Annotated in this window: 23 protein-coding genes and 1 pseudogene; 13 read left to right on the plus strand and 11 right to left on the minus strand. The window is 48.3% G+C overall.

Annotated elements, in window-relative coordinates; all coding sequences use genetic code 11:
- The first annotated feature begins 281 nt into the window (after nt 1-281).
- The 8 genes from AC0VXX_RS16960 to AC0VXX_RS16995 all read left to right on the plus strand — a co-directional run bounded on the left by AC0VXX_RS16960 (nt 282) and on the right by AC0VXX_RS16995 (nt 8,841).
- Entirely contained in the window at nt 282-1,058 is a 777-nt protein-coding gene (locus AC0VXX_RS16960; RefSeq protein ID WP_475515228.1) for a hypothetical protein, read from the plus strand.
- 98 nt (nt 1,059-1,156) lie between these two features.
- The gene (locus AC0VXX_RS16965) at nt 1,157-1,666 is read left to right on the plus strand and encodes a hypothetical protein (RefSeq protein ID WP_475515229.1); all 510 of its coding nucleotides are present in this window, start codon (nt 1,157-1,159) and stop codon (nt 1,664-1,666) included.
- Nucleotides 1,667-1,806: 140 nt separating this feature from the next.
- Nucleotides 1,807-3,162: a glutathione-disulfide reductase gene (gene gorA, locus AC0VXX_RS16970; RefSeq protein ID WP_475517063.1), complete on the plus strand. Its 1,356-nt coding sequence runs from the start codon at nt 1,807-1,809 to the stop codon at nt 3,160-3,162.
- Nucleotides 3,163-3,743: 581 nt separating this feature from the next.
- Nucleotides 3,744-4,649, plus strand: coding sequence for a 30S ribosomal protein S6--L-glutamate ligase (gene rimK / locus AC0VXX_RS16975; protein WP_110458364.1), 906 nt, complete (start codon nt 3,744-3,746; stop codon nt 4,647-4,649).
- Nucleotides 4,649-5,674, plus strand: coding sequence for a succinylglutamate desuccinylase/aspartoacylase family protein (locus AC0VXX_RS16980; RefSeq protein ID WP_475515230.1), 1,026 nt, complete (start codon nt 4,649-4,651; stop codon nt 5,672-5,674). Before rimK ends, AC0VXX_RS16980 begins: the two co-directional genes overlap by 1 nt.
- A gap of 46 nt (nt 5,675-5,720) precedes the next feature.
- Nucleotides 5,721-6,146, plus strand: coding sequence for an ATP-dependent zinc protease family protein (locus AC0VXX_RS16985; RefSeq protein WP_110458366.1), 426 nt, complete (start codon nt 5,721-5,723; stop codon nt 6,144-6,146).
- A 196-nt stretch (nt 6,147-6,342) separates the two neighbouring features.
- The gene (locus tag AC0VXX_RS16990; protein WP_475515231.1) at nt 6,343-7,713 is read left to right on the plus strand and encodes a magnesium transporter; all 1,371 of its coding nucleotides are present in this window, start codon (nt 6,343-6,345) and stop codon (nt 7,711-7,713) included.
- A 180-nt stretch (nt 7,714-7,893) separates the two neighbouring features.
- Nucleotides 7,894-8,841: a YeiH family protein gene (locus tag AC0VXX_RS16995; RefSeq protein ID WP_475515232.1), complete on the plus strand. Its 948-nt coding sequence runs from the start codon at nt 7,894-7,896 to the stop codon at nt 8,839-8,841.
- Here the strand turns inward: AC0VXX_RS16995 and AC0VXX_RS17000 are convergent.
- From AC0VXX_RS17000 to AC0VXX_RS17040, 9 genes and pseudogenes are all read right to left on the minus strand, one after another.
- A complete protein-coding gene (locus AC0VXX_RS17000) occupies nt 8,815-9,024 on the minus strand; it encodes a hypothetical protein (protein ID WP_475515233.1) in 210 nt (69 codons plus the stop codon). The two genes, AC0VXX_RS16995 and AC0VXX_RS17000, sit on opposite strands and share 27 nt — an antisense overlap.
- A gap of 125 nt (nt 9,025-9,149) precedes the next feature.
- Nucleotides 9,150-10,325, minus strand: a complete 1,176-nt coding sequence (locus AC0VXX_RS17005; protein ID WP_475515234.1) for an HD-GYP domain-containing protein — start codon at nt 10,323-10,325, stop codon at nt 9,150-9,152.
- 210 nt (nt 10,326-10,535) lie between these two features.
- On the minus strand, nt 10,536-10,751 hold the full coding sequence (locus tag AC0VXX_RS17010; RefSeq protein WP_475515235.1) for a hypothetical protein: 216 nt from the start codon (nt 10,749-10,751) through the stop codon (nt 10,536-10,538).
- A 10-nt stretch (nt 10,752-10,761) separates the two neighbouring features.
- Nucleotides 10,762-11,517 carry a DNA-binding protein gene (locus AC0VXX_RS17015; protein WP_475515236.1) on the minus strand — a complete coding sequence of 252 codons (756 nt, stop codon included), beginning with the start codon at nt 11,515-11,517 and terminating at the stop codon, nt 10,762-10,764.
- A gap of 2 nt (nt 11,518-11,519) precedes the next feature.
- Nucleotides 11,520-12,059, minus strand: coding sequence for a core component of ECF transporter (locus AC0VXX_RS17020; protein ID WP_475515237.1), 540 nt, complete (start codon nt 12,057-12,059; stop codon nt 11,520-11,522).
- Nucleotides 12,060-12,073: 14 nt separating this feature from the next.
- The gene (locus tag AC0VXX_RS17025; protein ID WP_475515238.1) at nt 12,074-12,772 is read right to left on the minus strand and encodes an energy-coupling factor transporter transmembrane component T; all 699 of its coding nucleotides are present in this window, start codon (nt 12,770-12,772) and stop codon (nt 12,074-12,076) included.
- Entirely contained in the window at nt 12,747-13,601 is an 855-nt protein-coding gene (locus AC0VXX_RS17030) for an ABC transporter ATP-binding protein (protein WP_475517064.1), read from the minus strand. The genes AC0VXX_RS17025 and AC0VXX_RS17030 overlap by 26 nt, the downstream gene beginning before the upstream one ends.
- Nucleotides 13,602-13,679: 78 nt before the next feature.
- Nucleotides 13,680-14,135: pseudogene (locus tag AC0VXX_RS17035) on the minus strand (ABC transporter ATP-binding protein); the annotation flags it as partial.
- A 13-nt stretch (nt 14,136-14,148) separates the two neighbouring features.
- Nucleotides 14,149-16,224 carry a TonB-dependent receptor gene (locus AC0VXX_RS17040; protein WP_475515239.1) on the minus strand — a complete coding sequence of 692 codons (2,076 nt, stop codon included), beginning with the start codon at nt 16,222-16,224 and terminating at the stop codon, nt 14,149-14,151.
- 388 nt (nt 16,225-16,612) lie between these two features.
- Here AC0VXX_RS17040 and AC0VXX_RS17045 point away from each other — a divergent pair, with 388 nt between their 5' ends.
- The 3 genes from AC0VXX_RS17045 to AC0VXX_RS17055 all read left to right on the plus strand — a co-directional run bounded on the left by AC0VXX_RS17045 (nt 16,613) and on the right by AC0VXX_RS17055 (nt 19,499).
- Nucleotides 16,613-17,971, plus strand: coding sequence for an isochorismate synthase (locus AC0VXX_RS17045; protein ID WP_475515240.1), 1,359 nt, complete (start codon nt 16,613-16,615; stop codon nt 17,969-17,971).
- A 321-nt stretch (nt 17,972-18,292) separates the two neighbouring features.
- Nucleotides 18,293-18,952, plus strand: a complete 660-nt coding sequence (locus tag AC0VXX_RS17050) for a 7-cyano-7-deazaguanine/7-aminomethyl-7-deazaguanine transporter (protein ID WP_475515241.1) — start codon at nt 18,293-18,295, stop codon at nt 18,950-18,952.
- 85 nt (nt 18,953-19,037) lie between these two features.
- Nucleotides 19,038-19,499 (plus strand): GNAT family N-acetyltransferase, encoded by a 462-nt coding sequence (locus AC0VXX_RS17055; RefSeq protein ID WP_475515242.1) that lies wholly within the window; start codon nt 19,038-19,040, stop codon nt 19,497-19,499.
- 293 nt (nt 19,500-19,792) lie between these two features.
- Here the strand turns inward: AC0VXX_RS17055 and AC0VXX_RS17060 are convergent, their stop codons facing one another.
- Both AC0VXX_RS17060 and AC0VXX_RS17065 read right to left on the minus strand, forming a co-directional pair.
- Nucleotides 19,793-21,931 (minus strand): sensor histidine kinase, encoded by a 2,139-nt coding sequence (locus AC0VXX_RS17060; protein WP_475515243.1) that lies wholly within the window; start codon nt 21,929-21,931, stop codon nt 19,793-19,795.
- A gap of 1 nt (nt 21,932) precedes the next feature.
- Entirely contained in the window at nt 21,933-23,318 is a 1,386-nt protein-coding gene (locus AC0VXX_RS17065) for a sigma-54-dependent transcriptional regulator (protein ID WP_475515244.1), read from the minus strand.
- 277 nt (nt 23,319-23,595) lie between these two features.
- Here AC0VXX_RS17065 and AC0VXX_RS17070 point away from each other — a divergent pair, with 277 nt between their 5' ends.
- Both AC0VXX_RS17070 and AC0VXX_RS17075 read left to right on the plus strand, forming a co-directional pair.
- Nucleotides 23,596-24,408 (plus strand): ABC transporter substrate-binding protein, encoded by an 813-nt coding sequence (locus AC0VXX_RS17070; RefSeq protein ID WP_475515245.1) that lies wholly within the window; start codon nt 23,596-23,598, stop codon nt 24,406-24,408.
- Entirely contained in the window at nt 24,405-25,112 is a 708-nt protein-coding gene (locus tag AC0VXX_RS17075; RefSeq protein WP_475515246.1) for an ABC transporter permease, read from the plus strand. Before AC0VXX_RS17070 ends, AC0VXX_RS17075 begins: the two co-directional genes overlap by 4 nt.
- The last annotated feature ends 1 nt before the right edge of the window (nt 25,113 follow it).

Here is a 25,113-nt window from a genome sequence, read left to right on the forward strand (position 1 = left end):
GTTGTTTCCTCTAAAGATCGACAGATATACACCACTAAATATGGGCGATGGCCACGTGATTCAAGCATTTGATACCAAACCCGCTTAAAAAGGCTCACTATAACGCTCTCTAGCAGCCGATACACATTAATGTTGTGATCTCGCTTAAAAAAGAGTTAGCCCGCAGCACCTAAAAACATAATTGATAAGCCGGTCTCAAATACAACTTATTCTCATTTTCGTTTGATTTCGGTGACGCTATGATCCACTCCATTCTCGTTCTGTTTAGGCTAATGTTTAACATGAATCGCTTGACCACACCCTTGATCACCACAGCGTTGTTGACAATTGGCACGCCGCTATTGGCGGCGGACATGATCCCCTCAGGCAGCGTCGATGATTTACACCTAAACAATATCATCACCTTCGAGCCATCCTCCAATAACGTTATCATCGACTTAGCATGGAACAACCAATATATTTCCCAAGGCCGTAATAATTTGGACGAGGGGGGCATTTACTGGGCAACTGCCGCTTGGCAACAGCACGATATCACCCTATATGGCACGGTTGGGCGCGCCGATAGCATGACTTACATCGAATGGAACCTCGGCCTAGAATACGCCTTACCTCTTGGTGATCGCTTTGATGGCTCACTAGGCTACCAACGCATCCAAGTCTATGGTGATGAAGAATGCACTGATAACGAACTGTTTGCCTCACTTAGCTACACAAATATTGGCTGGCTCACCCCCTCGATTGCCTATACCTACTCTACTGAAGCTGCAGGCTATTTTGTTGAAGCCAACCTTCACAGTGAGTGGGCGCTTTCACCACAACTAACTATCACCCCTTATGTCACCCAAGGCTTAGATGTTCAATATGCTACTGAAGCACATAATGGCCGTAACCACTTACAGTTAGGCGTCGAAATCCAATATCAATTCAGCCCACAGCTGACCCTGTCGGGCCATATTAGCCACACCTTAGCCCAGCAAGATATTAAGCGTGAGGTGGGCCCCAATAACGGCGACTTAGATCATACCTTTGCCGGCTTACACCTCAACTGGAGCTTATAACGCGCATTTAAAGCGTGTTGCACCTAGGGCTAATCTCAACTAGCTTTAAAGCTGACATAAAGGCAAGGAACGCCTTTAGCAACCATGAGGGACAAGGAATGCCTAATGTTATCCGCAGCGCCATAATCACCTTGATGATACTCAATGCCATTGACGGCACAGCCCAAGCAGGCGAACCGTTACAATCACTCCAGCCCGCGACGACACCAACCAGTAAACCGATAACCTTGCCCGCAGACAGCGCATTAGACAGTGAAGGTAACCCTATCGTGATCCCAGACGAGCACCGCAGTGCGCTGCATTATCGCCCTCAGGATCTGCCCGCCACTAAGCAATCTAAATCCCAGCGCCGTGAGACCAGTAAAAAGTCAAAAAAAGATAACCGTCAACGCATCGCACAGAGGCAACAGGTAGCCGATGATCCTAGTTGCCGTTGGCTGCATCAACGTATGAACCAATTAAAAAGCAAATTACGGTCACAATCTAAACCCGAATTTGGCTTTCATCGGGATGAGCTTAATATCCGTAGAAGCGAATGGGCCTGTATGAAATGCGGCGCCGAAGGCCCCTCAGTGAGCGACTACCAAAAATGCCAATACAAGCGCTAACCTCAGTCCATTAATGCCATCAACCCAAAGCACTTACTCAGCATATGGTCTTTGCATAAAGCCAAAAACGCCACTGGTTTGACAAGCGGTTTGCCCCTACAATGACCGCAATATGCAATCGTTCGAATTTGGAGATAATGATGGCTCAACACTTTGACTATATCTGTTTAGGCGCAGGCAGTGGCGGGATCGCCTCGGCAAACCGCGCTGCTATGCGTGGCGCTAAAGTACTGTTGATAGAAGCAAAAGCTCTTGGTGGCACCTGCGTCAACGTAGGTTGTGTGCCTAAAAAAGTCATGTGGTATGGCGCTCAGGTCGCCGAAGCCATGCACTTATATGCCAAAGATTATGGCTTCGATGTGGCGGTCAATAAATTCGATTGGAACAAACTAGTCGAAAGCCGCGAAGCCTATATCAAGCGCATCCACGGTTCATACGACCGCGGCCTTGAAAACAATGGTGTCACCTTAGTGCGCGGTTATGGTCGTTTCATCAATAACAACACCATCGAAGTCAATGGCGAGCATTACAGTGCCGACCATATCCTTATCGCAACCGGCGGTGCACCGACCATTCCTGATATTCCGGGCGCCCAATATGGTATCGACTCTGATGGCTTCTTCGCCCTCAACGAACAACCTAAACGCGTCGCCGTAGTGGGCGCAGGCTACATTGCCGTAGAAGTGGCTGGCGTGCTGCATGCACTGGGCAGCGAGACCCATCTGTTTGTGCGTAAACACGCACCACTGCGCAACTTTGACCCCATGCTAAGCGAAGCCTTAATGGAAAGCATGGCCAGTAACGGTCCAAGCCTGCACACCCATAGCGTGCCACAATCTGTGGTCAAAAATGCCGACAACAGCCTAACGCTCACCTTAGAAAACGGCGAGCAATATGAGGTCGACACCCTTATTTGGGCTATTGGCCGTAAACCATCGACCGATAAAATAGGCCTAGAGCACACCGACGTCACCCTAAACGATAAGGGCTATGTCGTGGTCGATGCACAGCAAAATACCACAGCGAAAGGCATTTACTGCGTCGGTGATATTATCGAAGGCGGCGTCGAATTAACGCCTGTGGCGGTTAAAGCGGGACGTTTATTATCTGAGCGTCTGTTTAATGGCATGACAGAGGCGAAAATGGATTACAGCTTGATCCCAACCGTGGTCTTTAGCCATCCTGCTATCGGCACCATGGGGCTCACAGAGCCAGAAGCTATCGCACAGTTCGGTGAAGCCAATGTCAAAGTGTACACCTCAAGCTTTACCTCTATGTATACCGCCGTCACCGCTCATCGCCAAGCCTGTAAAATGAAGCTTATCTGCGCTGGCGATAATGAAAAAGTCGTGGGTATTCACGGCATAGGTTATGGCATGGATGAAATACTGCAAGGATTTGGCGTTGCCATGAAGATGGGGGCCACCAAGGCCGATTTCGACGCAGTGGTTGCCATTCACCCCACTGGCGCCGAGGAATTCGTCACGATGCGCTGATAGCCTGCGGCTAAGCATCGATAATCCATGGGTAGTGGTTAAAAGGTTATGTCCTCAAGGGCATAACCTTTTTTATTGCGCCGCGCTCTGGTTAAGATAAGCCGATAATGGCTTTATACAGCGTCTTATTCGTACCTACCAAGGTTCAATCACCCGATAATCATTATCAGCAGTGATGCGCTGTACTGGTCGGTTAGTATTCACCATTCATCAATTAACAATGGTTTAAGTCGAGCACCGACACTTTCCTAAAAGCCGTTAAGCTAACAAGCAAAAAACCTTGTTGTGACGACAAAAATAATTAGCTTTGCAGCTTACGACTTTGGCCCTAATGTCGCGTCCTTATTTTTAAGCAGTAACAGCAAACAATCGAATGATAAACAAAGCAAATGCAGCAAGATTAATACGATTGGGTGATTTATCGCTATATTTAATCAACGGCAATAATCCTGCTAACGGTTAAATGTGTTACTGTTTGGTTAACATGCCATCATTACAATACATTTCATTCTTACCTGCTGATCTAAGTGGGAATTTTTTATACCTTAGGTAGCCTAAGGTCGCTATTAAGGAAACTAGGTATGCGCATCGCAATTTTGTCTAGAAACGAAAACCTTTATTCTACTCGTCGCCTAAAAGAAGCCGGAGAAGCTCGTGGCCATGAGGTCGATATTATCGACACGCTGCATTGCTATATGGACATCACCAGCAGCAACCCGACCGTACGCTACATGGGTAAAGTATTACCTCAGTATGATGCAGTGATCCCACGTATTGGCTCGTCGATCACTTTTTACGGTACTGCCGTGGTGCGTCAATTTGAGATGATGGGCACGTTTTGCGTTAACGAATCGGTTGCCATCAGCCGCTCGCGCGACAAACTGCGTTCATTGCAGTTACTCTCGCGTAAAGGCATTGGTCTACCGCGTACTGGATTTGCTAGCAAACCCGATAAAATCAAAGATTTGATTAAAAATGTCGGCGGCGCACCCCTGGTCATTAAGCTGCTTGAAGGCACCCAAGGTATTGGCGTGGTATTGGCCGAAACCACTAAGGCTGCCGAAAGTGTAATTGAAGCCTTTATGGGGCTTAAAGCCAACATTTTAGTACAAGAGTTTATTAAAGAAGCTGGCGGCGCTGACATACGTTGTTTTGTGGTGGGCGATAAAGTCGTTGCCGCCATGAAACGCCAAGCGGCCGAAGGCGAGTTTCGCTCAAATCTGCACCGCGGCGGTGTAGCTCAACTGGTGAAGTTAAGTAAAGAGGAGCGCGCCACGGCACTCAATGCTGCTAAGGCCATGGGGCTTAATCTGTGTGGCGTGGATATTTTGCAGTCTAATCATGGCCCTGTGGTAATGGAAGTTAACTCATCGCCTGGATTAGAAGGCATCGAACAGGCGACCGAGAAAGATGTTGCTGGGCTGATTTACGCCTTTATCGAAAAAAATGCCAAACCCAATGCCAACAAAACACGTGGTAAAGGCTAATGGATAACTCAGCCTTACACATTGGCGGAGTGGATATTTTCCCTGGCGAGCAGCGACAGCTGCAACTGCCTGTTGCTAGCTTGTACACCGACACCCAAGTGTCTATGCCAGTACATGTGATGCGGGGCCAAAAGCCGGGGCCCAAGGTGTTTATTAGTGCGGCCGTGCATGGAGATGAGCTCAATGGTATTGAGATCATCCGTCGCTTACTGCAACTAAACATCAAACTCACCAAAGGCACGCTTATTTTAGTGCCTATGGTCAATGTGTACGGTGTATTAAACCAGAGCCGCTATATGCCGGACAGGCGCGATCTTAACCGCAGCTTCCCGGGATCGCAAAAAGGCTCGTTGGCGGGAAGGGTGGCTTACACCTTTATCAACAGCATAGTGCGCCACTGTGATTATGGTATTGACCTGCACACTGGCGCGATACATCGCTCTAACTTGCCGCAAATTAGGGCTAATTTAGACGATGGCGAAACATTAACCTTGGCGCAAGCCTTTGGCGTGCCAGTGCTGCTCAATGCCAACGTGCGTGACGGTTCTCTGCGCGAGGCGGCGGTTAATAATGGCGCGCGGGTACTGTTATATGAGGCTGGAGAAGCCTTGCGCTTTGATGAGTTATCGATTCAAACTGGGGTCAGAGGCATACTCAATGTATTGTCCTCTCTAGGCGTAATGCGTAAACGCCGCTTACGGCAGAAAATAGCCCCCTTTGTGGCCAACCGTAGCGACTGGACGCGCGCCGCCGCCAGTGGTTTTGTGTGTGAATTTGCCAAGCTAGGCGCCTATGTTGAAGAGGGCGAAGTGTTGGCCGAAATCAACAACCCTATGGGCGAATTGATCCAGCAGGTAACCTCTAATCGCGCCGGCATCGTCATAGGTAAGCAAAATATTCCCTTGGTTTTAGAGGGGGATGCTATGTTTCATATCGCCTATTTTGGCAGTGCTGCCGATGAAGTGGTTGAGCATATCGAGATCATGAATGAGCAGATCACCCCTATCGCCACGCCCGTCATATAAACGCTCATCATAGCGGGTTAACGTTATCTTGTTAGGGATAAAAAACATGAAAAAAATCATTATCGGAAATTTAGAAATATGCCACCTGCCAGACCTAGGTATTAGCGATCTGCAGGTGCGTATCGATACGGGTGCTAAGACATCATCACTACACGTCGACAACCTAAAACGTGTTAAAGTTGGCGGCCGTCCTTATGTCGAATTCGATCTGCATCCCGATGTATATAATTTGGAGCAGACGGTACACTGTAAGGCGCCAATGCATGACTCTCGCCGGATAAAATCCTCTAATGGTGAAGTTGAGCAGCGTTGTGTTATCCAGACGACACTGCAATTGGGCGATCATCAATGGCCTATCGAGCTGACATTAAGTAATCGTCAGGATATGACCTATTTGATGCTGCTCGGCCGCGAAGGGATGGGCGATCGAGTGTTGGTTGATCCGGCGCAGAGCTTTTTACTTAACTGCTAACGGAATCAATCGTTAATATCGCGATTCAGTAATATATTAGCAGAGTCGCTTTTACCTCATGTCGGTTATCATCGCCGACATGAGACGGCCAGTGCATTGGATAAAGGCAATACCATCAATGGACTGCAGCCTGTAGTACGCCACGGCGCATCGCCGCATGTTGGCCTGTCACTAGCTTGATTACAAGGATATTCCCATGGCAATGCCTGAACATGAGCCTCTTAGCGAAGAAGAGATAAGAGACGACCTATTATCTCGGGTCATCGACATTGTCAGCCATCCTGAAGAGCAGGAATCGGCCTCACTGGCCTTTATCAGTGATTATAGTGATGCCGATTTGGCTAATCTACTCGAATCCATCACTGACCAATATCGTGCGGTAGTGTGTCGCTATATTCCAGCCGAGCGCGGCTGGGGCATCTTGCACCTGCTGCATTATGAAACCGCTCGCCATGTGCTCGATATTCTAACCGAAGCGCAGATGCAAGAGCTGCTTAAGCGCATCACAGAAATTGACGTACTGACCTTCGCCGAAATCTTACCCAGCGAGGTGGTCGAAGATTATCTCGAGCAGCAAGAGTCCCTCACCATAGAGCAGATGCAACAGGCACTGAGCTATCAAGATGAGGAGGTAGGACGTTACCTCAATAATGATATTTTACGCTCGCGCCCCACAGCTCCCGTGAGAAGAGTATTAGAGCGCATCGAAAAATATCCCGAACGTGATTTTGTTGGGGTTTATGCCGTCGATGCCCAAGGCGAATACCAAGGTGCATGTACCATAGAACAGCTTCGCAACGTGGCCCCGAGTACGCCACTGGCTAATATTATTGTAGAGGTCGACCCTATCAACGACGATCAAGATATTACCAAGGCGGCTCAACATCTTAATCCCGTGACTGGCTTTGCGTGGCATCCGGTGCAAAAAGAGGGCAAGATCATTGGCGCGATAGCTGTGTCCATTTTGATGCAACGCCTCAAAGAGCGTAGCTTAGAAGTGCTGGCCTCTGAAACGGCGCAAGATGAAGAAGATCTGTTTACTCCGGTTACCGTCGCCGCCAGAATGCGCGCTATCTGGTTAACAACCAACTTATTAACCGCCTTTTTAGCCTCTTGGGTCATTGGCTTATTTGGTGATGCGCTGCAACAAGTGGTGGCTCTGGCTATATTAATGCCAGTTGTCGCCAGCATGGGCGGTATTGCTGGTAGCCAAACCTTGGCAGTGGCGCTACGTGGTATTGCACTTAACCACTTAAAACGCAGCAACTTAAAACTGCTACTCGATAAAGAACTTAAAATTGCTGCCTTTAATGGTGTGTTGCTGGGCGCGTTAATTGGGGTGGTGGTGAGCTTTTGGTTTAACTCGGTGCCGCTCGGTGGCATTATTTTTGTTGCCATAGTGTTTAACAGTTTGGCTGCGGCCTCGTCGGGCACAGTGATCCCCTTTGTACTTAAACAGATGAAGATTGATCCTGCTGTTGCGGGCTCAGTGATCTTAACCACAGTGACTGATGTGGTCGGGTTCTTTATCTTCTTAGGCTTAGGCAGCTTATTACTGTTACCTTAACCGTCGATACTTTGCCGTGGGCGAGGCGTATTGCCCACGGCAAAGTATCATCGACCAAGCAGAGCTTAATTAAAAAGATATTAAGTAAAATTGAATCTTAAAATAAAGCTTATTGAATTCATTAGAGCCTTAGTGCTGGTTATACTGCGACAATCACACTAGAACTCGATCACCTTGTAGATGAAATCTTTGTTTAGCCAACTCATTGACCAGCCTTCACGGCTGATTTTTATTCTGTGCGCCCTACTCTGTTTAACTCCGGTTATCTCTTCACCTATCGCCTTAGTGCTGGGCTTTACGTTAGCGAGTCTTGGCTTAGTCCCCAGCCAATGGGATATCGGCGCGTTAACCAAAAAGCTGCTGGCTTATTCCATCATCGGCTTAGGTTTTGGTATTGAGCTTGAAACGGCGATCAGTGTCAGCCTCGACAACCTCGGCTTAATCCTAGGTTCGATTATATTTACCTTAATCTTGGGCACCCTGCTCACTCGGTTGCTCAAGCTAGACCACAAGCTCGGCCATATGATTGCCGCTGGTACCGCCATCTGTGGTGGCAGCGCCATTGCCGCAGTGTCTCCGGCCATTAAAGCCGACAGCCAACAAACCGCTCTGGCGCTAGCCACCGTATTTGTACTTAACTCGGTGGCGCTGTTTCTGTTCCCAGCCTTAGGGCATCTATTGGAGATGAGCCAGTATCACTTTGGTGTATGGAGCGCTATCGCCATTCATGACACCTCCTCAGTGGTCGGTGCGGCTTCTGCCTATGGTGATGAAGCCTTAGTCACCGCCACCACCATTAAGCTGGCGCGCGCCCTGTGGATAGTGCCACTGGCATTAATTAGCGCCATGGTATTTGGCGGTAACAAGCGCAGGGTATCTGTGCCGCTATTTATTGTGTTTTATTGTGTTGCCATCGCTATCGCCCATTACCTCCCCCAAGGGCAGGTGGCTTATGAGGCCATCTTCATGTTGTCAAAGCGGGTGCTGGTTTTGTGTCTATTTTTGATAGGCGCCGGTATCACCCTGCGCAAGATGCGTCAGGCGGGTGCCAAGCCGATGATATTAGGCTTACTGCTTTGGGTCGCAATTGGGGTCGGTTCGTTACTGTATATCATTCACTTTAGTTGAGCCGTTTATCCGCCACACTAAGGCTAAGATCACCACAAATGCCCCAATATCAATAAGGGCACGAGTCAGGCCAGTGGTGAGCACTGAGGCCATCACGAAGACGCCACAACAGATGATGAGCAGCCACTTTTCCATCTTGCCTCCGCTGGGCGCTATGTTGAAGTGGCCATTATTTATCGACATCTAGCATTCGCCAAATATCTATTATTACTAACAAATAGCTGGATAAGCTAACCAGCCGAACGACGGGCTATTACCATCGGCTGTGGCACAAGATGATGGTGGCGTAATCGCGCTGAAGCGGCTGGTTAATAGAAGGGCGTCGGGTCGACATCTAAGCTGCTGGGCGAGAGCCCACGCTCGATATGCACATCATGTTTTAATAGATCCACCATCACCACATCTGTGTAGCGTTTATGGGTGTTAGAGTAGAAACACTTAAGCACGGGATGCAGAGCATCACGGTCTTTCGCATCCCACACAATCCCCACGCGGCCATCAGACAGTTGCACCAAAGAGCCTACTGGGTAAATACCGATACAGCGAATAAACTCATACACTAATGCCTCGTCTAAATGAAACGGGGTTAAGCTGAGTAGGATCTTAAACGCCGCGGCCGGACTCATCGCCTCTTTATAACAACGGGTGGCGGTAAGCGCATCGAAAATGTCGACAATACAGCTCATACGGCCATGCAGACTTATCTGCTCGCCAGCAATACCGTTAGGGTAACCTTTACCATCGAGCTTTTCATGGTGCATTAAGCAAACATCACGACTGATTTGTGACAAGCCTTGGGTTTCTGCCAGTATCTCTTGGGCAAATACCTGATGTAGTTTCATATGCTCAAACTCTTCAGGCGTCAGCCTTCCTGGCTTGTGCAGTATTTTATTGTCGACCTTCACCTTGCCGATATCATGCAAGATCCCACCCACGGCCAACTGTTTAAGCACGTCGCGTTCAAGGGCCAAATACTTACCAAAGGTCACTAATAAAAAAGCCACATTGATAGAGTGTTCCAGCAAATAGGCATCTTTAGAACGCAGCGCTGAAATACATTTAAAGGCATCGGCGTCTAACATGACTGACTCAATCATGTTCTCTGCTAAATCTTCAAACGGCTCAACGGCAACCACCTTGCCTTCAAAGGTTTCAGACAAGACTTTTTGCACCAGATCTTTTGCCTCTGCCATTAAGCGTTTGGCTTTATCTTGTGACTGTTCTCGACTGATTTTTTTTACGATAGGAGGAGCCGGTGCCAGCGCGACTTTAGGAGGCGTTAGGCCGCAACTCGGGTCCGAACGATTAACATCGACCCAAACATATTTGAGGTTATTTTTAATTAGCTGCTGGATAGCCGCAGTACTTTTAATTTGCCCAGGATGAGCAATATTAACTTGACCTTGCCGCTCTATCGCCGTGACATACATGCCTATAGACAAGCGCCGCACTGCAATTTTTATAATGTCCGCTTTGTTACCCACTGTTTCACCATCTGCGCCAAGCCTCACCACGAGCTCTCTAACCACTTTCAATCTAGTCAGGATCCAGCCCAACAGGGCCAATTCACAACATCAAGCTCTAAGGGCGCCATGTTATGCTGAGCACACTAAAACTACCACTCATTTTTGCGTATTTTAGGTGGCTCAGCGGTGAAATAAATTATGCCAACATAAACAGAATGTTAACTCACCTTACCTCGCAGTTAATACGGTACATTCAATCGCGTCCACTAACCAACGGCGGCGAGCACAATTGACACAAGAGCGTAGCTGATCATCGACCTGCTCATCTTCGTCGTCGGCGATAAAGTGCTGGCACTGAGCCGCAATATGACGAGCCGCTTGATAATTGTCAGCCTCAACGGCTAACTGCCAACGTCCCTGATGTAGACTAAAATACTGTGTCATAGCGGCCCCATTAATAATGCTTCAGTTGTTGTTTTAGGGCGTTGCGCCAAACACCCTCTTGCTGATACACCAACAGGCAAACTTGATGATCGCGGTACACTGCTTTCACCTTACCTGACAGCTGCAACGGCGTTTTAAAACACAGTGACTCACCACTGTCGGTTAACACGCAATCGACCCCAGTTTGCTCAATGGCCTCGGCAACCGACAGTTCCACTATGCCAGCCTCCAGCCCCGCGAGCTTAAATTGCCCCTTGATCCGGCCATCATTACCTTGCAAACGCAGCCCTAAGCCTGCCATGGCACCAATTACGCCTTGGCCTGTGCCACCGTGCTCACTCAAATGAATACCTTGTGCATGCGCCAACGCGTAAGCCTCGGCCTTGGTTTTCACCACCTTCTTAGCCGCCAGCCCAAAGTCGATTAAGGCTTGATGATCACAAGCTGCCTGAAGATCCAGCAAGGCGATACCAGGATCTGACGCCGGTGCACATTCTTGCTGTAAGTGTTTAACGGCTATCTCTAGGATCTGAGCCTGACACAGAGGCGTGCGCACTTGAAAACACATGGCGCTATTGTGTGAGGTGTAGGGAATATCTGGATGCACAAATAACTGATGGCGAGTCACAAACGCGCAGCGGCTAGGCTGTCCTGCCGATAATTTGAAGGCAATTTCTTCGGCGATCTCACCCGTACCTTTAGTGCCAATATCATCGGTATCATCGATACAGACCAACCAAGACGTTAACCCCTGTTGACGTTTCATACTTACAGCTCCTCACGGTCTAACAGATCATGACTTCTCAAACGTTGCAATACTGGCGGCACCAATAACGCCGCCAGTACAGCAAAAAAACCACCAAACACTAAACTTTTACCCAGCTGTAATAACACCACCTCAAAGCTCAGTCCCACTAAAATATCCTCAATCGTTCCCTTACTGGCCCATGCTACTGTACCCACTAAGGCTAAGATAATGCAGCGCCACCTGAGTGCCAGCACAGTCGGCAATACCAGTAAGCACAGATCCATGGCGGCGGCGGGCAAGGCAAATTTAAGCACGATAAATGGCCCCCCTTTGCCGACGCTCAACATCATCGCCATTAAACCTGCCAAGACGCCACACACAGTGATCGCCCCTTTTTTACCAACGGCGCCATAACAGATCAGGTAAAAGAAAGTCATCAAAAACATCGAGTGTCCGGTCAAGCCTAACTTGAGTCGCAGCATCCCTTTCAAGGCCACCAAGAGCGTGGCGCAAAAACCGATAAAAAGGGCATCGTGCAGCGTGAAACCTTTATTGTGCATGTAATTTAATCTCATTAATCGGGCCAGTGGGTTCGCTTATGGTGGACACCAAAGCGACGCAATTTAGCGGCTAAGGCCATCTGTTTAGACAGCTTTAGCAGTTGAATTAATAACGGGTAGAGCACGCAATAAATCAACTCGCCCCAATGTTTTGGTCGACACAAGGCTTTGGGCGTAATGTTCGCACCACGCATCACCTGCATCTGATAAGTATCTTTCGCCTCCAAGCCAATTCGTGGCAGTAGACTGAAACAGGCTGCCATCACGAAGGCCCATTTATGCGGCATACACCAACTCAACACCTCGCCAATACGTTGGGGAGCGCAAGTAATAGATAACCACCAGCCGGGAATAATCGCCAGTAATATGCGTATCACCGCCAGCATTGCCTCATCTATCCGCTCGCCACCATGCAGCAACAAATAAAGCGCACAGGTGATCGCCAGCTGAGTCGTAAACAGTAAGCATAATCCTTTAACACCGCCTCCCAAATAACGCCCTTGGAGTAACAGCACGCCATTAAACAGTGCGATAAAGGGTAGGTATTGATTGGGTACAAAAAAAGCACAGCTCGAAAGACACAGGCTTAACAAGATACACAAGGCGCACAACTTAGGGTTTTTAACGATAAAGTGCTGTGCCGTGTGGCTGTCTGCCGACACCAAATGACGCCGCGCCTTCCCCTGCTTAACCCACACGAGAATAGGCCTCATGCTGAGTCAGTCCATCACCCGCGAAACATTGCATGCGCTTATCGCTAATGTGCCACACCTGATCGATAGGCAATAAATCCAGCGGTCGATGGCTAGCCAACACAATGGCACAGCCCTGCTCACTCAGAGTTAAAATTAACTTGGCCACCTGACAGAAAAAACCGCTATCGAGCCCTGCAAAGGGATCGTCCAACAGCAAAATTTGTGGCTGCAAACAAGCCAACGACGCAAGCGCCACTAAATGCTGCTGCCCATAAGAGAGTTGGTGAGGCGATTGGGAAGCCAGCGCCGACAAGCCTAATCTGGCGAGCATTTGCGGCGCACGTTCGAGCGGCAACCCATAACGTTTTAAACTAAATTGCATCTCTTCGATGACGCTTGACTCAAATAACTGCCGACTTGGGCGTTGATGTAATAGCGCCAATTGATGCCCATACACACCTAACTTAGGACGTTGATTTAAAACTGAAATACCGAGATTACCCACATCGGCCTGAATACCGGCTAAACATTTAAGTAAGGTGCTTTTGCCTGTACCATTGTCACCCGTTAAGGCCACGATTTCACCAGGGTACAAATGCAGAGCGTCACTTTGAAACAATAACGGCTGGCCACTAAAACCCACCTTAAAAGGCGCGGCATGGATAACTGGAGCCTGCATCGCAGACGTATTAGGCTTCGCCCGCCCTCCAGTAATACCAAGCAGCGCAGGATCAAGCTCGGCATCATCCTCCTGATAAGCATGCAATTGCCCGGCATCAAGTAGCCACCTGTGGGTCACGCAACTCGAAAAGGCACGCTTATGATGCTCAACAATCACGATTGCCATACCGGCCTGTTGCAGCTGCGCTAGTAAGGCTGTGAGCTCCTGTACCCCTTGATTATCAAGCTGTGCCCACGGCTCATCGAGCAGCAATATATCGGGTTGCAGTACTAACTGCGCTGCAATCATTAAACGGTATCTTTGCCCTAACGACAGGGTCTCTATGGGGGTTTCTAAGCTAATAAACAGCCCGACTTTACGCAGGGCTTGGCTCACTCTGGCGTGCATATCTGTGGCGGCCACCCCTAAGTTTTCCAATGCAAATGCCACCTCGGCGCCTAAGGTTTGCCGCAGCAATTGCACGTTAGGATCTTGCATCACGACACCTAAGCACAGCTGCGGCGCGCAATGACGTTCGCCCGCAAAGGGGCGCTCCATAACGCCTAAGATCAGTTTTAACAGGGTCGACTTACCTGAGCCGGTATGACCGTGGATCATCTGGCAATCACCTGCATTGATAGTAAAATCAAGATCGTCAAACAGCGGCTTAGCCGCTGTTTGATAATGAAAACTGATTTGTCGCAATTGAAGTAACTGCATCAGAGCACTTAGTCTATATCTGCCAGTTGATGCCCAAGAACACCTGTCTACCCGCTTGAGGTAACGCCTCACTCTGGTAGTAGTGTTCGTCAAGCAAATTGCTGGCACGCAGATACACAGATAAGTTATCCCCCATAATAGGTTGAATTAAGTTGAGATCCACCAAGGTATAGTCAGCTAAATCTTGTTCGACTAAGACGTTCTGCCCCGCGACCTTTTGCTGCTGTTGAAACACCTGCCCCATAATGTGCTCAATATTCATATTGATACGCATAGCGAAAGGCAGCTCGTAATCGGCTTGTAGCCTTAATTGATGGCGCGGACGATACTCTAAGGTTTCTAGCCCAGGTGCAGCGTCTTTATCTTCGCTGTCGAGGAAGCTATAGGTAAAGGTTACGGCTAGCTTATCGATGCTTTGGTTACGCAGTGACACATCGACGCCGGTGAACTGGTAGCGTCCCATGTTTTGGTATACGCCATCCTTATCTTTGGCAATATAGTTGTCGGCATCGGTGTAAAATCCGGCAATATTCAAGTCGGTGTTATAACCCAAACCTTGATCGAGACTCAGCTCGATATGCTCAGAGGTTTCCGCTTGCAACGCCTCATTACCCGAAGATAAGGAATACAGATTACGCATCGATGGGAAACGTACTTTACGCGCAACCCCCAAGTTCACCCGTGTCGCATCTAATACCTGCCAATAACCTGCAACTTGCGCCGAATAATCGGTTTCATCATCTTGCACGCGATCTTGTTGATGCAATGCCGCACCTACTGTTGCGCCAATATTATTTTGCTGATACTGATACTCGAGCGCCGCGGTGTACATCCATGAAGCATCGTCAAAGGTTTCCCCTGAGCCGCCGCCTGTACCTGAGCCATTACCGCCGCCCGTACCTGAGCCACTACCGCCGCCCGTACCTGAGCCACTACCGCCGCCCGTGCCTGAGCCGCTACCGCCACCCGCACCTGAGCTGCTAGTGTCGAAGCTTTCGCTGCTCGACTCCCAACTTTGGCGCTCGGCTAACACGGAGCCCGTCAATAGCTGGCCATCATTAAAATCGGCGATTAATTGCACGTTAGCGCCACTCACAATTGAGCGGCCATCTAAGCGTTGTTCGATTAATTGATAGCTGTCATCGACATAACGATTTTCTAACACGTCAGATTGGTTTTGATAGGCAAAGCCACGTAGGGTATATCTATCATTAAATTGATGTGCCATGCCCAATTGAACGGTATGCGCCTGGTAATCATCGACTCGCTCAAATTTAGGGTTACGACTCGTAGTGCCATCAACCGCAGGCTTACCCCAGTCACCATCACTCAAGTTAACGTTCGCCATCAGCTCGGTACGATCCGATAACCAATAGGTGCCTTGAGCGAACAGGTTATTGACCGTTTTATCTGAGTTTAAACGCGTATCACCGTGTTGCAACTCGGTATCAGGTTGATCGCCAGACACAGGCCAACCATCGGTTTGCTGTCTCGATAACGAGAGTAACCCTTGCCACTGCGCTCCTGAACCCGCCATGGTCACGTCACCGGCAAAAGTATCATTGTCAGCACCTTCAAGGTGCCCCGACAGCAAAGGAGCGTTATCGCCCTCTTTAGTGCGAATGTTGATCACGCCGCCCGCCCCACCAGGGCCATACAGCACAGACGTTGGACCTACTGATACCGTCACAGAGGCGATTTGACTCGCGGGGATCACGCTGGGATCAAATTGACCATCTTCGGCGCCATTAGCGGGTACCCCATTGATAAGATAAATGACATGACGCGCTTTAAAACCACGAATATCGACACGAGGAGTGCCTTGCCCACCCACACGTACAAACACACCCGGGGCATTTTTAAGCACTTGATCGAGACTCTGTACGCCTAATGCTTGGATTTCATCGGCAGTAATACGCCATGTGGTCGTGCTCTGTTGCTGCGCCGTTGGCTTTTCGCCCGTCACTACAATCACTTCTGACACATCTAAAATAGGGGTTCTATTGGCATTATCAGCCAACACCATAGGGCTACTGCCCACAGCAAGAGCGACCAATGACAATTTGATTATTTTTTGATTTTTATACATTTTTAATTAACACTCTCAGTAAGCTAATAGTGCTATTGTTCAATCTAACGTCTATAGCCTCAAGCCTGCAAAAAACAAAAACCAACCTAGATCGACTAATTAGTACTTTGTCTGTACTTTAGCAATTCGTTAAAGGACATTTTGTCCAACATTAAACTGGATTAAGACAAAAGTACTCACTTTTTATGCATTAAGTTAAGTCGAATAAAAATAAGCATTATTTGGACAAGTTCACAGCTTAACCCCCTGTAACTTGACAGTCTTTTACCGGCGCATTAGGTTGTGGGAAAGATTCTTATTAGCAATACACAATAAGTTTCTGCATTGCATATTTGGCGCTACTGTGGCCATCAAACAAAGATACTTATCGATAAAGCTGGAGTATTTATTGAGCGTTTTCTCGCTATCCCAAGCTATAGCATCCTTAACTAGCACACTTGAGCAACTTGAGATCCATCAGTACGGTGAGCCGATTATCCAGCTATCTGTGCCTGTGGCTCCCTTACCCTCTATCGCATGGTTAGCAAGCCAGTCTTGTTACCCCAAGGTGTATTGGCGTGGGCGTGACACCCAAGAAGAGGTCGCTGCCGTCGGGTCGTGCAAAGATTTTATATTTGAAGATGCTGTCGATGACAGTCAGCTGTGCGCTGCGTATCAACAGCAACGCGCACTGTCGAGCAATCCAGAGATCCGCTACTACGGCGGCGTGGCGTTCGACCGCAACACTGATTGCTGGCCAGAATATGGCCGGGCACATTTTATCTTGCCTCGTATCGAATTACGCCGCAGCGGTAATGAGTACAAGTTATTAATTAATCTCAATATTGAGATCAATGACATCGAAAGCGAGCGGCGATTTGCGCTCGATGCACTGCAGCAATTATCACCGCCAGCACCCTTATCGGCGCCCAATAAAATTCACCTGCTCAGTCGCAGCGATCGCCCTAATCAACAACGCTGGCGTGAACTGGTTAATCAGGTCACCCAAGATAAATTTATTCAAGACACCCCCAAAGTGGTGCTATCACGACTTACTCAACTGGAAGTGAACGAAAAAGTCGATCCCTGGATGCTGCTCGCCAGTTGGCAGGGGCGCAATCAAAACAGTTTTCAATTTGGCTTCCAGTTTAGCCCAGACAGTGCCTATATCTCTTGCACGCCCGAACGCTTATACCGCCGCTGTCAACGCGAGTTGTTTACCGAAGCATTAGCGGGCACCACCACCCGTGGCCTTAATGAAGAGGAAGATGCACAGCTTGCCAAAGCGCTAATCGATGACTGTAAAAACAGCCATGAAAACCAACTGGTACGCCAACATATTGTCGATGCACTCACGCCACTGAGTAACTATGTCGGCGCCGATGAACTCGCTAAGATATTTAAACTTAGCCATATTCAACATCTGCACCGCGCTATCAGAGCCGAACTCAAACCTGGGGTAAACGATTTTCAGATTTTATTAGCCCTACACCCCACCCCAGCGGTAGGCGGTTTACCCAGAGAGTCGGCAATTAATTTTATTCGCCAACGCGAGGGATATACCCGCGGTTGGTATGCTGGCGCTTGTGGTTACTTCAACAAATATGAAAGTGAATTTGCCGTGGCCATTCGCAGCGCACTGATTGAACCGGGCAGAATCAACCTTTTTGCTGGAGCTGGGATTGTGGCAGGCTCCGAAGCTGACGCCGAATGGGACGAACTAGAAAATAAATTGGCGACGATACTTTCGATACTCACCGAAGTGTAAAAATCGCAGACGTAAAGCGCACTTAATGCTGGTTTTTGCCTAGCAAAATAGACAGATTAACCCTCCAATGGACGCAGATTATCTGGCCTAATGCAGATAAAAACGTCAATTGTGCTTGCTCATTGAGGCTAATTCACTATAATTTGCCGCCCAAATCGATAGACTCCATTGCAACTGGTCACGCTCATAACTTAAGGGTACTTAAGTAGGGTACGTGAGCAAGGTGTCGTCATAAGCGATAAGCTTAAGGCGATACACAATGGATAACTTTTACCATAGCGGGTTCCCTCACCCCGCATTAACCACTAAAAAGGCCACAAGATGTTAATGTTATCTCGCGCGCAATTGCAGCGTGCTCTATTACTGTTAGTCAGTTTTCATATTCTGATCATTTCAGCCAGTAACTACTTAGTTCAACTTCCTTTTCAACTGTTTGGCTTTCACACCACTTGGGGTGCGTTTAGCTTTCCGTTTGTGTATCTCGCCACAGATTTAACCGTGCGGATTTTCGGTCAGCAGCATGCACGTCAAATTATCCTTAAAGCCATGTTACCGGCATTAGCTATCTCTTATTTTATTGGGGTATTGTTTCATCAAGGTAGCTTTCAAGGAGCGCAGTCGTTAGCCGAATTCAATAGCTTTGTCTTTCGTATCGCCTTTGCCAGCTTTGCCGCTTATTTGGTGGGACAGCTTATGGATATTACCGTATTTGCCAAACTCAGAAGCGCAAAATCATGGTGGATGGCACCAGCGGCATCGACCGTTGTAGGCAATCTTATTGATACTTTAGTGTTTTTTAGTGTAGCTTTTTACGCCTCTAGCGATACTTTCATGGCTACCCACTGGCCGGAAATTGCGACCGTAGATTACGGCTTTAAATTGATTGTCAGTTTAGGCCTGTTCCTGCCAGCCTACGGCGTATTGCTTAAGGTACTGCAAGATCGAATTTTGGCCTCAAAACCACACAACAAACTGGCCTGACCAGTTGTTTTGGGCTATTATCGCGGCACTTTTTGAATCAATTCCAAGTGCCGCTTTGGTGGCATTGTTGTCTGGAGATCTTAAGATGTACACCACGACGATTGCCCGTCATAGCGAGCTAACCGATGACTTATTGCAAACCCTAATCACCCTAGCGCGCCAAGTACCTGAATTTGATGGTCGTTATACCATTGAAGATTATCGCACTCGCTTAACCAATAAACCTATGTTGCTTCAACTAGTGAGTGTAGAGGGTGAGTTGGCGGGCTTTAAAATAGGTTACAGCGAACAGACAGGCCAATTTTATAGCTGGTTGGGTGCCATACTGCCCGAATTTAGACAACTTGGATTGGCCAAAACCTTACTGGCCGATCAAGAGGCTTGGGCAAAAGCACAAGGATTTGATCTCATCGCAGTTAACACTTATAACCAGTTTACTAGCATGCTGCAGATGCTGATTAAGCAAGGTTATAAAGTGGTTGGCCTGCAAGCAGACAAGGATCAAGTTGATAATAATAAATTGTTTTTAAACAAGTTATTAAATTAAACGCAATAGAGCTGTTATTTACACGTAAATAACTTGTCAACCCAAATGATAATGACTATCATTTACGTGCGTTCCAAAACTCAGTTTAATTAGCACTTCATCTCTGCTTAATGATTGAGTTATATGCTTAACATTGCTCACGTACTTTTTGGCCGGAATATTCTTATTCCGGCTTTTTTTTGCCTGCAATTAAGCGCCCTCAATACCTCATTTAAGCACTAAACCTTATCGGCCTTTATCCTTAGTCATAAAAACGGCAGCCCAAAAGCGGCCATTTTGGGTATCGATGGAGTTTAAGATCTATTTTTATTATTCATATTGCTGGAGAAATGTAACCCGCCATAAGGAGGGTTTAATTGATCATCTTTAGCCTTGTGGTACAAGCCAATGGTAAAGATGGTCCCCTTACCTAAGATTGAACTGACCTCGATGGTGCCACCGATCCGTTTAATAATACCGTAACTGAGCGACAGCCCTAAGCCGGTGCCATCTTTACGTGTGGTATAGAAGGGATCAAAAATGCGTCCGAGCTGCTCTTCAGGGATCCCTTTACCCTCATCTTCAATCTCTATTTTAACCCCTATAGGCTCACCCCGTTGCAACCAGTCGTAGGTGCGGATCTTGATCCGTCCACGACCGTCCATCGCATGGGCGGCGTTAACAACCATGTTGATCAACACCTGCAACAACTGAGGCCGATTAACCTCAATGGGATAGCTGGCGTTAAGCTCTTGGATCAACACCACCTCCTGCTGCTGCACCGAGTGACGCACCAAAATCAGCATCTCTTCGATAATGGGCGTCAGCTGATGCATCTCCAGCGGCGCGTTAAATTCACCGGGGCGACTGTACTGCAACAGGCTACGAATAATGGTGCTGATACGCCCAACCTGTTGGATAACTATCCCAATCTCTTCTTCAACGTCAGCCGCCTGATCGCCCAGCTCATACTTAAGCAGCTCCATATTGCCTAAGATCACCGCTGTCGGATTATTAATCTCATGGGCAATACCGGCAGTCAGCTCACCGAGCGCGGTTAACTTCTCATTGGTTACCAATTGTTGGCGCGTTTCGTTTAGCAGGGCCACGTTACGCTGTAGCTCTTCGGTTTTTTCTTGCAGGCTGCGGGTGCGCTCTTCGACTTTAACTTCTAACTGTTCGGCCGCCGCTTGAATTTGGTTATTACGCCGCTGTAGTAAATCGAGCATGCGATCAAATTGCTCTGCCAAATTCGACAGCTCATTATCTTGCTCCAGCCCGAGTGAACCGATACGTAAATTACGCCCAGACTGTACCGCTTTGACCACGTGATGGATCCGCTCTATCGGCAGTAATAAGCTATAGGCGCCGCGGTATACCAGCAAACCAGACACCAGTAATACCAACATTAAGATGGTGCCGAGCTCGATAATATTAAGCAGGTAATTATGAATAAAGGGCGACTCTGAAAATCCGGTGTAGATCATACCGATACGTTTGCCACGAATATCGGTCAACGGCGCATAAGCCGAGATAAACCAGTCGTTATAGACAAAGGCCCTATCGACCCAAAGCTGGCCATTAACCAAGACTTTTTGGCGCACCTCTTCAGACACTAAGCTACCTAACGCGCGCCCCTGTTTCTCGCTGTTTTGCGGCGAAAAATGCAATGGTACATTGGTGCTGATGCGAGTGTTATCTAAAAAAATCGTCACGGTACCGATAGATCGCTCTGGCAGCGTACCTTTGTCGTACACCAAATCGCGAATATGGTCGACAATGCGCATATCTCGGTTCAGCAAAATGCCGCCATCAAGATACCAGCCAACGGTGCCATCGCTACCAACAATGGGCAACAGACTGCGACTGAGCATACCGCGCTTTTCCACCACCTTACTGGGCTTTTGTGAGCGTGGCGTATCAACAAGCGGGATCACCGCTGCCGCTTCAAGTTGTTCGCCCAAGCGCGCTAAGCGCTGTGGCGGAAGCACCATCAGTCCAGAAACGGCTTCAGCATTATTGGTTTTGGGTAACATCATCCGCAAGTCAGGATCGGCCGCGGCCTCTGCAACGCTGATAAGCCGCAAGAAGTCGAGATGCAGCTCTGCCTTTTGTTGCCCCAACAAGACGCTAATCTCATCAGCCACTATGGGAGATTTAGGTTCGAGTTGACGAAAGACGTTTTGAAACTCCCACGACACCATCACCTGTTTAAGCTGATCTTCTTGTTTAGCCTGCACCGCAACCAAGGTATTACGCGCCACGGTTAGGTCGGCTTTAACCTTCATAAACAGCTGCTTACCCGTGTAGCTAATGTTCCAATAAATGGTAATAAACACCAGACTAACTAGGGTCAATAAAATCGGCAGCAAGGTTAACACTAAAATTCGGTAGCGTACTTTGGCCTGCAGTTGTTGCCAGTTAACACCAAACAGTCGAGGAAAAAACGCCACGTTAGCTCTCCGCCTCACCCTGATCTGGCTCAAACCACTCTTTATATTTACGGTCTAAAGTTTTTCTTGAGACGCCTAAATCGCGAGCGGCGGCCGATTTGTTGCCTTGATGCAGATCCACCACAGCAGTAACGTGATGTTTTTCTACTTCTTTTAGGCTCCAGTTCAGCGGATAACCGGCTTCGTTTAACATTTCTGACTTAGGTTGCTGCTTCCAATATTCTGCCGGTGGCTTGCCCAGCAAAATACACCGCTCAATCATGTTACGCAGCTCGCGTATATTTCCTGGCCACTCATGTTGTTGTAATTTCAACATATCCTCATGGCTCCACACCACCTCTTTAACCCCAAGCTCGGCGGCCAGTTGACGAGTAAAGTGGTGGGTCAGCTCGACCACATCTTCTGGGCGCGTGCGTAATGGGGGAATGACGATATCGAGCACATTGAGTCGATAAAACAGATCGCGCCTAAAATTGCCCGCCTCAACCTCGTCGGCGAGTTTACGGTTGGTCGCCGCGAGCACTCGCACATCAATCTTGATCTCTTTTTCACTGCCCACCGGACGGATAGTGCGCTGCTCAAGCACCCGCAATAACGCGGTCTGCATTTTTAGCGGCATCTCACCTATTTCATCTAAGAAGATGGTGCCGCCTGAAGCAAAACTAAATAGCCCTTCACGGTTGCCTTTAGCCCCGGTAAATGAACCTGCAGCATGGCCAAATAGCTCGCTCTCAAGTAGTTCTGGGGCAATGGCGCCACAGTTAACGGGCACAAATGGCCCTTGACGACCACTTAAGAGATGCAGCTGTCTGGCCACCAGCTCTTTGCCTGTACCCGATTCGCCTTCGATTAAGATCACCGCATTGGTCGGTGCAACCCGCTCAATCACGTGCTTCACCTCCATCATGGCATCGCTGCTGCCAATAATGGTTGAGGATTGACCGATAGAGACTTCGCGGCGTAGCATCAGGTTTTCACGCTTAAGCAAGCGACGCTCGATACAGCGGTCTACCGCCTTCATCATCTGCTCTAGATGAAACGGCTTCATAATAAAATCGGAGGCACCGGCGCGCAGTGCTTTTATCGCCACATCCATATCGGCGTAGCCTGTCATAAAGATAATGTCAGAGCGGCGCTCATTATCGTTTAGGGCTTCATCCCATTCGATCCCTGAACGTCCCGGCAGACGGATATCGACAATTAACAGATCAAAGTGACAGCGACTGCGGAGCTGTTCGGCATCTTCAACACTGCCAGCCGTCTCTACTAAGGCGAATTTCTTCGACAGAGCTTTTTTTAAAAAACTGCGCATTCCGGGTTCATCGTCAACGATTAACACAGATACGGCAGACGGTAACGGTTTCATCTCTTTATTTGGCTGGCTCATATTGTCTTCTTTTGGACATTTTGACACACATTAAACAGATTCTAGCATCAAAGCTCAGGGAATTGGTCACCCTGAACCAGAGTTCTATGACTTTGGGACATTATGTCTGCTGAAATTTTATTGACCTTGCGATCTGTCTCACACTTTATAACTGACTTGAGACATGTTTTATTTAAATTCCGCATTGGCACCTTTTTTGCTGACTAATCACTGTTTTGTAAAACAAATATATGCGAGAGCGGCAAATCGCATCTTATCACTATGCCAAGGAGTACCAATGTTAAACCTAAAATCCATTTTCAGTCTGGCGGTTATCGCTAGCGCCTTAACCGTATCACCACTACAAGCACAAGAAGTGATTAAACTGGCGACCACCACCAGCACCGAAAACTCGGGCCTACTGAAAAACTTGCTGCCAAAATTTGAAGCTGAATCAGGTTATAAAGTACAGGTTATCGCTACGGGTACCGGCAAAGCATTAAAACTGGCACGCCAAGGTGATGTCGATGTCGTAATGACTCACGCGCCAGCAGCCGAGGCTAAATTTGTAGAAGAAGGCTATGGCGTTATGCCTCGTGGCATAATGGAAAACGATTTTGTGATCTTGGGCCCTAAAAATGACCCAGCAAAGATCCGCAGCAGTAAGACAGCAGCAGAAGCCTTTGCTAAAATAGCCGAATCTGGTGCAACCTTCGTGTCGCGTGGTGATAACTCTGGCACCAACATGAAAGAGCTTATCGTGTGGAAGGCGGCAAACGTTGAGCCTAACTTCGACGGTTATCGTTCAGTTGGCCAAGGCATGGGCAAAACCCTACTAATGGCGAATGAACTTCAGGCCTACACCTTATCTGACCGCGGCACTTACGTCGCTTATAAGGCCAAGCTTGACCTAGCAATTGATTACGATGGCGGCGCAGCATTAGCCAATCCATATCAAATTGTACTGATTAACCCTGCCAAATATCCCGATCTAAACCATCAGGGAGCTAAGGCGTTAAGTGATTGGTTAATCAGCAAGGATGCACAAAATATGATTAACAGCTACACCGTCAATGGTGAGCAACTATTTAAGGCAACATATAGCGAATGAGTGAAGGCTGGTTAGCCCTTATACAGCAGGCGTTAAGCCTGCTGTTTTCATTGGACCCTGATGTATGGGCCATTGTCAGTGTCTCTTTTTCAGTCTCTTTTGCAGCGCTGGCGTTTACCCTGCTGCCGTCACTGATCTTAGGCTTCCTATTGGCATTTATCCCCTTCCCCGGCCGCTGGTTTGCTACCAATTTAATTCAAACTATTCAATCTATCCCCACCGTGGTTATTGGCTTATTGGTTTACTTATTACTGACTCGCATGGGGCCGCTGGGCGATTTGAGGTGGCTGTTTACCCAACCCGGGATGATCCTTGGACAGATGATGATTTGTGCTCCGGTATTAATCGCCATGAGCCAAGCCGCTTTTACCAGCGTCGATAAACGCGCATGGGAAACCTCTCGCACCTTAGGCGCCTCGTGGCTACGCTCTGTGTGGCAAATTTGCCGAGAATTGAAAGTGCCGTTATTGATGGCCATTGTCGCTGCCTTTAGCCGTATTTTGACCGAAGTGGGTTGTTCTATGATGGTGGGCGGTAACATTGCTGGTGTCACACGTAATATCCCCACCGCTATCGCGCTGGAAACCAGTAAAGGCGATTTTGCCCAAGCCATTGCCTTGGGGCTGGTATTACTCATCCTCTCTTTAATACTCAACTTTACCTTGGGCACGTTAAGAGGCAAAGCCGAGCCGAGGAGCCACTAGT

Source organism: Shewanella sp. QJM3NY_23, assembly GCF_056173105.1.

Bases quoted from the DNA above. Each gene is read 5' to 3' on its own strand.
- AC0VXX_RS16960 (WP_475515228.1), top strand. From the start codon at position 282: ATGAATCGCTTGACCACACCCTTGATCACCACAGCGTTGTTGACAATT.
- AC0VXX_RS16965 (WP_475515229.1), top strand. From the start codon at position 1,157: ATGCCTAATGTTATCCGCAGCGCCATAATCACCTTGATGATACTCAAT.
- gorA (WP_475517063.1), top strand. From the start codon at position 1,807: ATGGCTCAACACTTTGACTATATCTGTTTAGGCGCAGGCAGTGGCGGG.
- rimK (WP_110458364.1), top strand. From the start codon at position 3,744: ATGCGCATCGCAATTTTGTCTAGAAACGAAAACCTTTATTCTACTCGT.
- AC0VXX_RS16980 (WP_475515230.1), top strand. From the start codon at position 4,649: ATGGATAACTCAGCCTTACACATTGGCGGAGTGGATATTTTCCCTGGC.
- AC0VXX_RS16985 (WP_110458366.1), top strand. From the start codon at position 5,721: ATGAAAAAAATCATTATCGGAAATTTAGAAATATGCCACCTGCCAGAC.
- AC0VXX_RS16990 (WP_475515231.1), top strand. From the start codon at position 6,343: ATGGCAATGCCTGAACATGAGCCTCTTAGCGAAGAAGAGATAAGAGAC.
- AC0VXX_RS16995 (WP_475515232.1), top strand. From the start codon at position 7,894: ATGAAATCTTTGTTTAGCCAACTCATTGACCAGCCTTCACGGCTGATT.
- AC0VXX_RS17000 (WP_475515233.1), bottom strand. From the start codon at position 9,024: ATGTCGATAAATAATGGCCACTTCAACATAGCGCCCAGCGGAGGCAAG.
- AC0VXX_RS17010 (WP_475515235.1), bottom strand. From the start codon at position 10,751: ATGACACAGTATTTTAGTCTACATCAGGGACGTTGGCAGTTAGCCGTT.
- AC0VXX_RS17015 (WP_475515236.1), bottom strand. From the start codon at position 11,517: ATGAAACGTCAACAGGGGTTAACGTCTTGGTTGGTCTGTATCGATGAT.
- AC0VXX_RS17020 (WP_475515237.1), bottom strand. From the start codon at position 12,059: ATGCACAATAAAGGTTTCACGCTGCACGATGCCCTTTTTATCGGTTTT.
- AC0VXX_RS17025 (WP_475515238.1), bottom strand. From the start codon at position 12,772: ATGAGGCCTATTCTCGTGTGGGTTAAGCAGGGGAAGGCGCGGCGTCAT.
- AC0VXX_RS17030 (WP_475517064.1), bottom strand. From the start codon at position 13,601: ATGGCAATCGTGATTGTTGAGCATCATAAGCGTGCCTTTTCGAGTTGC.
- AC0VXX_RS17040 (WP_475515239.1), bottom strand. From the start codon at position 16,224: ATGTATAAAAATCAAAAAATAATCAAATTGTCATTGGTCGCTCTTGCT.
- AC0VXX_RS17050 (WP_475515241.1), top strand. From the start codon at position 18,293: ATGTTAATGTTATCTCGCGCGCAATTGCAGCGTGCTCTATTACTGTTA.
- AC0VXX_RS17055 (WP_475515242.1), top strand. From the start codon at position 19,038: ATGTACACCACGACGATTGCCCGTCATAGCGAGCTAACCGATGACTTA.
- AC0VXX_RS17065 (WP_475515244.1), bottom strand. From the start codon at position 23,318: ATGAGCCAGCCAAATAAAGAGATGAAACCGTTACCGTCTGCCGTATCT.
- AC0VXX_RS17070 (WP_475515245.1), top strand. From the start codon at position 23,596: ATGTTAAACCTAAAATCCATTTTCAGTCTGGCGGTTATCGCTAGCGCC.
- AC0VXX_RS17075 (WP_475515246.1), top strand. From the start codon at position 24,405: ATGAGTGAAGGCTGGTTAGCCCTTATACAGCAGGCGTTAAGCCTGCTG.